The sequence below is a fragment of the Halogeometricum borinquense DSM 11551 genome (assembly GCF_000172995.2).
GTDB classification, from domain to species: Archaea; Halobacteriota; Halobacteria; order Halobacteriales; family Haloferacaceae; genus Halogeometricum; species Halogeometricum borinquense.
On sequence record NC_014729.1, the window covers coordinates 2,171,234 to 2,182,414 of the forward strand.

11 protein-coding genes are annotated in these 11,181 nt (G+C 62.7%); 4 read left to right on the top strand and 7 right to left on the bottom strand.

The genetic code is table 11. The features are described 5' to 3' along the window. Positions 1–44: 44 nt before the first annotated feature. Positions 45–1,430 (bottom strand): adenylosuccinate lyase, encoded by a 1,386-nt coding sequence (purB, locus tag HBOR_RS10975; RefSeq protein WP_006056710.1) that lies wholly within the window; start codon positions 1,428–1,430, stop codon positions 45–47. 168 nt (positions 1,431–1,598) lie between these two features. Here purB and purH point away from each other — a divergent pair, with 168 nt between their 5' ends. Then, positions 1,599–3,176 carry a bifunctional phosphoribosylaminoimidazolecarboxamide formyltransferase/IMP cyclohydrolase gene (gene purH, locus HBOR_RS10980; RefSeq protein ID WP_006056709.1) on the top strand — a complete coding sequence of 526 codons (1,578 nt, stop codon included), beginning with the start codon at positions 1,599–1,601 and terminating at the stop codon, positions 3,174–3,176. 150 nt (positions 3,177–3,326) lie between these two features. Here the strand turns inward: purH and HBOR_RS10985 are convergent, their stop codons facing one another. Beyond that, positions 3,327–3,764 (bottom strand): universal stress protein, encoded by a 438-nt coding sequence (locus tag HBOR_RS10985; protein ID WP_006056708.1) that lies wholly within the window; start codon positions 3,762–3,764, stop codon positions 3,327–3,329. 111 nt (positions 3,765–3,875) lie between these two features. Here HBOR_RS10985 and folP point away from each other — a divergent pair, with 111 nt between their 5' ends. The 3 genes from folP (at position 3,876) to HBOR_RS11000 (ending at position 7,575) form a co-directional block, all read left to right on the top strand. Next, positions 3,876–6,380 (top strand): dihydropteroate synthase, encoded by a 2,505-nt coding sequence (gene folP / locus HBOR_RS10990; protein ID WP_006056707.1) that lies wholly within the window; start codon positions 3,876–3,878, stop codon positions 6,378–6,380. 69 nt (positions 6,381–6,449) lie between these two features. After that, the gene (locus HBOR_RS10995; protein WP_013440652.1) at positions 6,450–7,196 is read left to right on the top strand and encodes an NRDE family protein; all 747 of its coding nucleotides are present in this window, start codon (positions 6,450–6,452) and stop codon (positions 7,194–7,196) included. Positions 7,197–7,221: 25 nt separating this feature from the next. Then, positions 7,222–7,575, top strand: coding sequence for a helix-turn-helix transcriptional regulator (locus tag HBOR_RS11000; protein ID WP_006056705.1), 354 nt, complete (start codon positions 7,222–7,224; stop codon positions 7,573–7,575). A 269-nt stretch (positions 7,576–7,844) separates the two neighbouring features. Here the strand turns inward: HBOR_RS11000 and psmA are convergent, their stop codons facing one another. From psmA to HBOR_RS11025, 5 genes are all read right to left on the bottom strand, one after another. Beyond that, complete coding sequence (psmA, locus tag HBOR_RS11005) at positions 7,845–8,612, bottom strand: archaeal proteasome endopeptidase complex subunit alpha (protein ID WP_006056703.1); 768 nt, start codon at positions 8,610–8,612, stop codon at positions 7,845–7,847. Between the two features lie 6 nt (positions 8,613–8,618). Next, entirely contained in the window at positions 8,619–9,098 is a 480-nt protein-coding gene (locus HBOR_RS11010; protein ID WP_006056702.1) for an Rpp14/Pop5 family protein, read from the bottom strand. After that, positions 9,099–9,737: a class I SAM-dependent methyltransferase gene (locus HBOR_RS11015; RefSeq protein WP_006056701.1), complete on the bottom strand. Its 639-nt coding sequence runs from the start codon at positions 9,735–9,737 to the stop codon at positions 9,099–9,101. Then, on the bottom strand, positions 9,721–10,416 hold the full coding sequence (locus HBOR_RS11020; RefSeq protein ID WP_006056700.1) for an RNase P subunit p30 family protein: 696 nt from the start codon (positions 10,414–10,416) through the stop codon (positions 9,721–9,723). The genes HBOR_RS11015 and HBOR_RS11020 overlap by 17 nt, the downstream gene beginning before the upstream one ends. A gap of 87 nt (positions 10,417–10,503) precedes the next feature. Beyond that, positions 10,504–11,043, bottom strand: a complete 540-nt coding sequence (locus HBOR_RS11025; RefSeq protein ID WP_006056699.1) for a BGTF surface domain-containing protein — start codon at positions 11,041–11,043, stop codon at positions 10,504–10,506. Positions 11,044–11,181: the final 138 nt, after the last annotated feature.

The following is an 11,181-nucleotide window of genomic DNA, read 5'->3' on the forward strand; positions in this document are numbered from 1 at the left end:
GGATACGAGACCGACAACCCCGTTGAAAAAGCGCTTCGGAGTCGCTACAGGTCGCCGACGAGTTCGTCGCCAAGTCCGACATACGTCGCAGGCGACAGCGCGCGAAGTTCCGCTCTAACGGATTCGTCCACGTCAAGTTCGTCGAACAGGTCACGGAAGTCCTCGATTGTCACGTCGCGGCCGCGCGTGAGTTCCTTGACGCGTTCGTACGCTTCGGCGTCTCCCTCTCGTCGGAGGATAGTCTGCACCGCTTCACCGATAAGTTCGGGATGGGCCTCCAGTTCCTCGCGCATCACCTGTTCGTTTGGAACGACTTTGTCGAGGCCCGCGGCCGTCTTCCCGTAGCCGATGAGACAGTGGGCGAACGACGACCCGATATTACGTTTCACCGTCGAATCCGAGAGGTCACGCTGGAGTCGGGAGTTCGTCACATAGTCTGCGAGGAACGTCAGATCCGCGTTCGCCTTCGAGAGGTTCCCTTCGCTGTTCTCGAAGTCGATTGGATTGACCTTGTGCGGCATCGTCGAGGAGCCAGTTTCACCCGCAGTGGCCTCTTGGCCGAGGTAGCGCTGGGAGACGTACATCCACACGTCGCGGTCCAAATCGAGGAGAACGTTGTTGACGCCGCGGAGCGCATCAAACAGAGCCGCGAGGTCGTCGCAGGGGTTCACCTGCGTCGTCAACGCGGTGTGTTCGAGACCGAGATCCGTGACGAACGTTCGGGAGAACGAACGCCAGTCAACGTCTGGGTAGGCGGCAACGTGCGCGGCGTACGTTCCTGATGCGCCCGCGAGTTTACCCGAAAGGGTTGCGGCGGCCTCCTTCACACGCCCGAGTTGCTGGCCGATGCGGGCGGCGTAGACGGCCATTTCTTTCCCAAAGGTCGTCGGCGTCGCGGGTTGACCGTGCGTACGCGCGAGCATCGGGGTCGCGCGGTGCTCCCGTGCGAGTGCGGTGAGTTCGTCCCGTACATCTTCGATAGCGGGGACGAGAACCTCCTCGACGGCGGGTTTGGCGAGGAGTCGGTGAGCGAGGTTGTTCACGTCCTCGGACGTGAGGCCGAAGTGAATCCACGGATGGACGCGTTCGGGCGTCTCGGTGCGAACGAAGTATTCGACGGCCTTTACGTCGTGATTCGTCGCCGAGTAGCCTTCGGCACCTTCGGTTTCGAGTCGCTTTACGAGGCGTGCGTCGTCGCCGTCGAACGAGTCGTACAGACCGCGAACCGTCTCGCGTTCCTCGTCCGAGAGCGAAAGCGGCGTGGCGTCGAGGTCAGCGAGTGCGAGGAGGTACTCGGCTTCGACACGCACGCGAGCGCGCATCAGCGCGGCTTCGCTGGCGTACGGGACGAGCGGTGCGGTTCGACCGGCGTAGCGACCGTCCAACGGCGAGACGGCGGCAAGCGAATCCGAACGAGAGAGGTCGTCCATGCGCGAGGATGCCCGCGGATGGTGCAAAAGCGTATCGATGGACTATCCCACTCTCGTGCATACCTAGTGGGATTCGACGCACTTTATCGGCGATTTATATGCTCAAACGTGTATAGGTTCGTCGTAGAGACCGCAACTGTTTTTCTCTCGGCCTGAGGGGATACGCATATGACCAAGATTGCCGGTCTGGCGAGCAATCGCGGGCGGAACCTTCTGCACATCGACGAGCGAACACCCGGCGGCGCAGAACTCGCCGTCGTCCTGTCGAACGAGGAGGGCGCGCCCGTCCTCGACGCCGCGGCTGAACGAGGAATCCCGACGGAAGTCGTCGAGCGCGATGACGACGAGTCGCGCGAGTCCCACGAACGACGCGTTCTCGACCGACTGTCGAGTTACGATTTCGACGTGGTCTGTCTGGATGGTTACATGCGAATCCTCACCGAGACGTTCATCGATGCGGCACCGACGACGCTCAACGTCCACCCGTCGATCCTGCCGTCGTTCCCCGGCATGGACGCCCACGAGCAGGTTCTCGATGCCGGCGTTCGGATGACTGGCTGTACGGTCCACGTCGTCACCGAGGAGGTCGATGCCGGACCCATCGTCACCCAAGAGGCCGTGCCGGTCTACGAGAGCGACGACGAGGCGTCCCTGAAAGAGCGTGTTCTCTACGAGGGCGAGTTCACGGCCTACCCGCGCGCAGTGCGGTGGTTTGCGGAGGGACGCATCGAGATTGACGGCGACACCGTGCGCGTCGATGGTGACGACGGTGGCGACTTCCCCGAGCGACGTCTCGTCACTGACGACAAAGTGGCGGAACTCCGCTACGGCGAGAACCCGCATCAGGACGCCGCCGTCTACGCCGACGACGCCTGCGAGGAGGCGTCCGTCGTCCGCGCGCCGCAACTCAACGAGGGAGCGAAGGGCCTCTCGTACAACAACTACAACGACGCCGACGGCGCGCTCAACCTGATCAAAGAGTTCGACGAACCAGCCGCGGCGGTCATCAAGCATACGAATCCCGCAGGCTGTGCCACGGCGGATTCACTCTCGGACGCGTACGAGAAAGCGCTCTCGACGGACCCGATGAGCGCATTCGGCGGTATCGTCGCCCTCAACCGCGAGTGCGACGCCGAGACGGCCGAGCAGATCATCGACTCGTTCAAGGAAGTCGTCGTCGCGCCGGGCTACACCGACGCCGCACTCGACGTTCTGACCGAGAAGAAGAACCTCCGCGTGCTTGACATCGGAGAACTCGGAGACCGGACGGATACGCTGACCGAGAAACCCCTCGTCGGCGGCCGACTTGTCCAAGAGCGTGACCTGTGGGCACCGACCGAGGAGGACTTGGATATCGTCACCGAGACGAAGCCTACGGACGAGCAACTGGAGACGATGCTGTTCGCGTGGAAGGTGCTGAAGCACGTGAAATCCAACGGTATTCTGTTCGCCGACGGCACCGAAACAGTCGGCGTCGGGATGGGACAGGTCTCTCGTGTGGACGCCGTCCGACTCGCCGCGATGAAGGCCGAAGAACACGCCGAAGGCAAGGGACCGGACGGTGCCGTAATGGCCTCTGACGCGTTCTTCCCGTTCCCGGACGGCATCGAAGAGGCCGCAGATGCCGGTATCGACGCAGTCATTCAACCCGGCGGCTCCGTCAACGACGAGGATGTCATTGCCGCTGCCGACGAACACGGTATCGCTATGGCGTTTACCGGGCAGCGGTGTTTCAGACACGACTGAGTGAAACGAAGGAGTGTCTGAAGCTCGCGGGCGAGCGGAGCGAGGACGCGGTGTTTCAGACACGACTCAGAAGTAGCTGAGATTTGTGTGGACACAAACACGATTCAGAAGTCGGTGGCGCTTGTGTGACAATTCAGCGGAGCGTGACCATCACTCCCGTCCGATACTCACAACGAGGACGGGCCGACTCGTATTCTGGACGACTCGTTCGGTGACACTCCCCAGACTTGCCAGTTTATCCCGGCCGGTGCGTCCGTGCGTTCCCATCACGACCGCGTCAACGTCGTGTTCGTCGGCGTAATCGAGAATACAGCGGTAGGGAACGCCGTCGCGGACGGCCGTCGTACACTCTACGTCGGCCTCGCGGACCGTCGTAGCCACCTCATTGACCGCAGTGACGGCGTCCTCGTGCAGGGAGTCCTGCAACTCATCCTTTTGCTCTTCACCCGCCGCGAGGTAGAGACGACGGTCCACCACCGAGAGGACGTGAATCGTCGCGTCCGAGAGCGTGGCAATCTCGATTGCGTGTTCGAGGGCTTTCTTCGTCCCGTCGCTCCCGTCTGTCGGCACGAGTATCGAGTTGTACATCGACCACCGGTTCGTCGGCCACCGTTATCAACTTCAGTCCGAACGGGTGAGGGCGCAAGTCGTCGCTCCGAGGTTCGACACTCCTAAGCGCGGCGCTCGTGACCTTCGCATATGCAGTATCACGAGGCGGTTCGGTTCCTCTTCGACCTCCGCCGGTTCCAGGTCAAACCGGGAACCGAGTCGGTTCGGTCGCTCCTCGCCGAGTTCGACGACCCCCACGAGGATGTGACGTTCGTACAGGTCGCGGGGTCGAACGGCAAAGGGAGTACGGCGCGTATGACCGAGTCGATCCTCCGCGAGGCTGGACTGACAGTCGGACTCTACACGTCGCCGCACTTCGAGACGGTCCGCGAGCGCGCCCGCGTTGACGGGCGGAAAATCCCCGAATCGGCCATCTGTGAGTTCGTCGAACGCGCGAAGCCGTGGCTGGTCGAACGCGCCGCCGACGGTGAGCCACTGACGTTCTTCGAGGTGGTGACGGCACTCTCGATTTGGTACTTTGCCGAGGCCGAAGTCGATGTGGCCGTTCTCGAAGTCGGCATGGGTGGGAAACTCGACGCGACGAGCGTCGTTGATCCCGCCGCCGCCGCAGTGACGAACGTCTCGCTCGAACACACCGCTGTACTCGGAGATACCATCGAAGCGATAGCCGAGAAGAAAGCCGCCGTCGAACCCGCAGACCGGCCTCTCGTAACGGGTGCGACCGGCGACGCCTTGGCCACCATCCGCGACCACACGACGACCGTCGTCACCGTCGGTACCGAGGACGACGCCGACGTAACCGTCCGCTCGGAGGGTCGCGTCAACCACCAAGAATCCGCCGTCGCGGTCGTCGCCGATGACTGGAGCGTAGATAGCAGAATCCCACTTCTCGGCGCGTATCAGGCCGAAAACGCAGGAATCGCGTGCGTACTCGCTCGACAGATTACGGACGAACTGGATTCGGAAATCGACGAAACGACGCTCGAACGCGGCCTGCGGACCGCTTACTGGCCCGGTCGGTTCGAGGTAATGGAGACGGACCCGTTCGTCGTCCTCGACGGGGCACACAATCCCGGTGCGTGCGAATCAGTCGCGTCGGTCCTCGATGATTTCGACGTGGACGCGCTGCATCTCGTCTTCGGCGCGATGCACGACAAAGACCAGCGGAAGATGGTCGAGGCGCTCCCCGATGCAGACTCCGTGATTACCTGTCGGCCGAACAACCCGCGTTCGGAGGACCCCGAGACGCTGGCGCACGTGTTCGAGGATGCGGGCGTAGACGACATCACCGTCGGAGACGACGTTCTCTCCGCAGTCGAAACGGCACGCGACCGAGCCGATGCGGACGACTGCATTCTCGCAGTCGGGTCACTCTTTCTCGTCGCCGAGGCGCGACAGGCGTGGACGCGGACGGTGACAGAAGCGACGGTACGCGACCGAGGCGACGCAACCGCCCTTCTTGAACGCGCACACCTCTCCCAGTCGGATCTCGCCGACGCACGTGAGGAAAGCGTCCATCGAACCGTCAGCCTCTCACTCCAGCGAGAACAGGCCCGAACACTGCAAGAAGCGATGTTGCGCGCTGGCGGCAACTGCGTCACAAGCGCCGAGTCCGGAAGCGGTGAACTCGCCGACGTGGTGTTGATGGGAACGCTCGCGGCGTTCGACCGCTTGACGACTCGACTCGCGGACGCACCGGACGGACTCGTGGGTGTTGCCGCCGACGTGCGGAAACGGGTCGGACTCGATACCGCCGACGACAGGGGCAGCGAGGCTACCGCCCCGAACGGCGCTGACAGCGAGGAAGCCCCAGACGACGGTTATCCGTGGACGGACGGACCCGCGGTGATGGGAATCCTGAACGTTACGCCGGACAGTTTCCATGACGGTGGCGAGTTCTACGACACAGACGACGCTCTCGAACAGGCCGAGGCGATGATCGAGGCCGGTGCAGACATCATCGACGTGGGCGGTGAATCTACTCGACCGGGCGCGGAGGAAGTGCCCGTCGAAGAGGAGATACGACGAATCGTTCCCGTCTTGGAGGCGCTGGACGACGTTGACGCCTTGCTCTCGGTGGACACGCGCAAGGCGGCCGTCGCCGAAGCGGCGCTCGATGCGGGCGCGGATATCCTCAACGATGTGACCGGTCTCGAAGACCCCGAGATGCGATTCCTCGCTGCCGAGCGCGACGTTCCCGTCATCGTGATGCACAGTATCGACGCGCCCGTCGTCCCCGGCAAGGACGTTGACTACGACGACGTGGTTGGGGACGTAATAGACGAACTCCGAGAGCGTATTCTGCTGGCGGAGAAGGCAGGCATCCCCCGAGAAAACGTCATCGTTGATCCCGGTATCGGCTTCGGGAAATCGAACGCGGAGAACTTCGAGCTACTGGACCGGCTTGGCGAGTTCGACGCGCTCGGGTGCCCGCTCCTGTTTGGCCATTCGCACAAGTCGATGTTCGAACTCGTCGGGAGTAAAGCGGGAGACAACCTCCCTGCGACCGTCGCGGCGACCGCGCTCGCGGCCGACCGCGGCGCGGACATCGTCCGCGTTCACGACGTGCCGGAGAACGTCACCGCCGTGAACGTTGCCCTCGCGGCACGGGACCCAGACCGCTTTACCGAGTAGTATTTCGAGGACCGAAACGCCGACCCCGACCGCCGAACCGTTTTCTCGCCGCCACCCGTACGCCGAGTCGTGTGTACCCTGACTATCGCGTGGCAGGTGTTCGAAGAAGCGCCCGTCGTCGTCGCGGCGAACCGGGACGAAGCCATGAATCGACCGTCCGAACCGCCAAGCGCCGTAGAAGGCGACCCGGCGTTCGTCGCTCCCCGAGACACCGAAGCGGGCGGGACGTGGGTCGGCTACAACGAACGTGGCGTCTTCGTCGGCGTCACTAACCGCTGGATCGACGTAGAGGGCGGCGGCGAACGCTCGCGTGGACAACTCGTCCGGGACGCACTCCGAAGCGAGAGTGCTGCCGACGCCCGCGAAACAGTCGAATCAGCACTCGAAACGGACACGTACGACGCGTTCAATCTCGTCGTCGCCGATGCGGCGGAGGCGTACCTGTTCGAGTGGGACGGATCGCTCGAAACAACGCGTCTGACGCCGGGTGTCCACGTTGTGGTGAACGTCGGCGCAGACGGCGCGTATTTCGAACCGGAAGGCCGACCTGATGTAGGGGCACAACAGGCCGCCAACGCCCAGCGCGTCCGTGAAGCGTTAGAACCGCGCGCAGAGTCACCCGAGGCGTGGCGCGACAGGGCGAAATCCGTCCTCCGCGACCACGACTACGGCGTCTGCATCCACGATCCCGATGGCCGATTCGGCACGCGCTCGTCCTCACTCATTACGCTGTGGGCCGATAACGGGGCGGACTACGCCTTCGCGCCGGGACCGCCCTGTGAGACGGCGTACGAACCCGTCGAAAGTCAGGTTTAAACGGGTCGCGGACGACTCACAGACTATGAGCGCAGGCGAGGCCGAAGCCGACCTCTCGGAAGACGAACTTGCGGGACTCGAACTCATCCGAGAGACCGGTGGCATCCACCAGAGCGACTTCTGGAAGGAACTCGACATTACCTCTCGGAAGGGGAGCCGTATCGCTGAGCGTCTGGACTCGCTCGACCTCATTAACCGTGAGGAGACTGTTTACAAAGGACACAACACCTACCATCTGGAACCGACGGCCCGCGACCTCGAGTTTGCACTCCTGATGGCGGGTGACATGCTGTCGCCGTTCATCGGCGAAGAGGAGGTCAACGCCAACAGCAACGCCTTCTCGCAGTGGCTGATGAACCTCGCGTACGAGGAGTACTAGACGGCGTCACGTCCGCAACTGTTGCACGACCAGACCGCAACTGTCTCTCGACCGTCCGACGAGTCCGGTCGAGCAAACCGTGCGGACATCGATTTTTTCTCTTTCGTCACACGCCGAAGAGACGCATCGCTCGGCATCTGCGTCTGTTGTGTGGTGTCGTCGTTGCGTCGTGTAACCGTCAACTGCCAAATCGAACGCAGCGCTGACCGCAGAGAGGTAAAGAGAACTCGAAGTGTCGCGGGAGAGTCCGCGCGAAGCGGTGTGGGTCGCTACTCGGCCGGTTCGTCCGTCTCGTCGTCCTCTTCGGACGGTTCGAGTTCGTTCTCAGCGATGTAGTCGCTGATTTCGTCGTTGTCGAGTTCGACGAACGCCTCCGTCTCGGCGGAGATGGTCGCAACGTCCACGCCGCCCTCTTCGATTTCGTCGTCGTTCGTGGAGGCGATAGCGCGGAGTGCGAGGCCGATGCCCTCATCGAGGGTCAGGTCGTCGCGGTAGTTCTCTTCGAGGAATCCCTGAAGATCACCGCGGTCGGCACCGATGGAGACTGCCTTCCACTCGTACGGGGTTCCCGAGGGGTCCGTCTCGTACAGACGCGGCGTCCCGTTCTCGATGCCGCCGATGAGGAGCGCGACGCCGAACGGGCGGGCACCGCCGACCTGCGTGTACTGCTGGATGTGGTCGGTGACTTCCTTCGTCAGCGTCTCGATACCGATGGGCTCGCCGTAGCGCAGTCGGTTGACCTGCGATTGGCGGCGGGCGAAGTCGATGAGTTGACGCGCGTCGGCGACGTGGCCCGCCGACGCGATGCCGATGTGGTCGTCCGATTTGTGAATCTTCTCGACACTCGTCGGTTCCATAAGCGGCGAGCGCGAGCGTTTGTCGGCGGCGAGAACAACGCCCTCGGGCGTTCGGACGCCGATACTCGCCGTTCCTCGCTTGACTGCTTCACGCGCGTACTCTACCTGGTAAAGACGACCATCGGGCGAGAAGATGGTAATCCCGCGGTCGTATGCCTGCTGTTGGGCTTGTCCCTGCATAAGTTATCACTCGAAATCGAGTTGCGTCGCGCCGACGAACCCGTCGGCCCCACGAACGTCGATCCGTGAATCACGGACGACGGCGGGCCGCGACTCGTCCTCGAACACGACGTCTCTCTCTTTGGGAGTTCCGGCCCGGCGTCCTAAATACCTTTCTTCACAGGCACGTACCGTCCCTGAGATTCCGGCGACTCGGACGCCGACGGGCGACCCGTTCACCGTCGAAATGCAGGTAAGTGCCGCCCGCGCCCGGTCCTCCTCACCGCGATACGCTCGCACGATTGTCTCACCGTCACCGTCGGCAAACGAGAACGACAACACCGTCAGATCAGCGGCCGCGCTACCGCTGTCACCGTAGAGGTTCTGTGCGGCGTACCACAGTTCGCGCTGGAAGTCGCCTCTGTCGAACTGCGCGTCGGGCCACGACTCCAGTTCGACGGCGAGATATCGCCACCGGGGCTGGAGGTGTTTCGGGAGGTGTTTCATCTACTCGTCGAGAGAGACTCGCTTGCCCGCGTCACCGAAGCGCTCAGCGACGAGGACGCCAACTTGCTCGTGGACGCGTTCGACGGCCGTGAGGACGAATCCTTCGTCGGTGAGTGCGTCCGCCAACGTTCCGACGGTCGCCGGATCGTCCACTTCAGGACTGTAGAACGGTTTTTCGGGGTCGGGCGTCCCGAAGAACATGACGTCTCCGAGGACGAACTTGTCCGGGTTCAGGTCCGCGATGACCGCGATGGCCTCGCGTTTCTCCTCGTCGGAGAGGTGGTGCATGGCGAAGTTCGAGGTGACGATGTCTACTTCGTCCTCGTAGTTCGGGTCTCTGAAACGTCCCTCACCGAACTCGACGTTGTCGATCCCAGCGTCTTGGGCCTTCTCTCGCGCTTGTTCGAGCATTCCTTCGCTGATGTCGCGTCCGACAACGCGCTTTGCGTCCGGTGCGAGCGCAAGGGCGATAGCACCCGTGCCCGTTCCGAGGTCTAAGACAACGTCTTCGTCGGTCGGGTCGGCGTGTTCAACGACGAGATTTGCGCACGCGAGATACTCGTCAGAGTCCTGTTCGTCGTCGTACTCGGCCGCAGCAGCGGAGAAGCGCTCGGCGTGTTCCTCAATTGTCTTCTTCATATTTGCCACGTTTGATGCCCGGGGCTATGAACGACTCGGACAGTCGCTCTCGGTTCTCGGCGACGATTCGACCCCACTCGGTCAGTCCGTCACAGACCCACTCCGCTCCGAGACCGATTTCCTCACCGACCGCGGCGAGTTCCCGGGGTGCGCGGAGTTCCAAGTGCGAAGCGGCGTTCGCGCTGACGACGTACGGCGTGTCGTAGTGGTCGAGGATGCGCTTGAGTTTGCGGAGATTATCGAGGTGTTGGACGCGGTGACCACCGGTTGCTCGGAGTGCCGGGCCGAGGGCAAACTCGATGCGGACGCCGTTCCGTTTCGCGGCCTTCGCGAGGACGTGGTTTACGTCGCCATCGCCCGCGAACGGTCGGGTGAGTACGTCCACACGCTCTTGTTCGACGGCGAATCGGTTCAGCCGGTTCGTTCCGCCGCGGACGAGAACGAGCGTTCGGGACGTTCGGAAGTTTCCGACCGCACCGCTTGCCTGTTCCGGGCTTTCGGCGATGATTTCAGCGGCATCGACGACATCGCACGTCGCCGCTTCGCAAAGCGTCTCGTAGTCGGGCCGGGCGTCCTCGCCGCGGACGACCACGCCGTCGTACCCGTACTGGGCGGCAGTCTCCGCAAGTCGGGCCGCCGTACTGTCGCCGTCCGGGTGCGCGTGGACCGCCTCGTACATATGTACCCGGAATCCGTGGACGAGTATGGCAGTTACGCTTCAGCGGACGGCAGTGAAGAAAACAGTCAAGAATCGAGAGAAACGGCGTTAGTCCCGCCGTGCGAAGAGAGCAGCAGCCAGCGCCGCACCGACCAGACCGACGACCGGGCCGAATCCGGGAATACCCGTGGACGACGATTCCGTCGTTGTCTTGGGTTGCTCGGCGGCGGGTCGAAGTTCACCGGCGTACGTCGTTTCCGGGCCGTCAGGATCCGTCGCGTGACGGAGCGTCACGTTCACCGACGTGCTGGCGTTGTCCGGGACGGAACTGAGGTTGAACGCGGCTTCGTAGGTGCCGTCCTCGGTAACGTTCGCCCGTGCTTCCTTCGAGAAGCGATACTCGCCGTTGTTCGACCGCAGGTAGACCAGCAGTTCGGTTCCGGGTTCGAGCGTCGTCTCACCGCTGACGGTCTGATCGTCAGTCGGGTAGAACGTCGTCGAGTCTTTCGTGGGAGAGAACGCATCGGACGCGGCAGCGACGGGCGCGACGACGGCCGCCAGCGCTACGAACGCTGTCAGGAGGAGTGTTGCACCGATACGGCGGCGCGAAGGCTGTGCGTCGGTCTCTGTCGGAGGGCGTTCTGTCATTGAAATCAGCAGACTACGGTCGAATTGTCCCGAATTAATATCTGTTGAACTGATGTTTCGGCAACAACATCCGATACTGACACGAGACAGGAATACCGACGTTTAGAGTGCTGAAAACCTGTCCGAGAGATACTGACT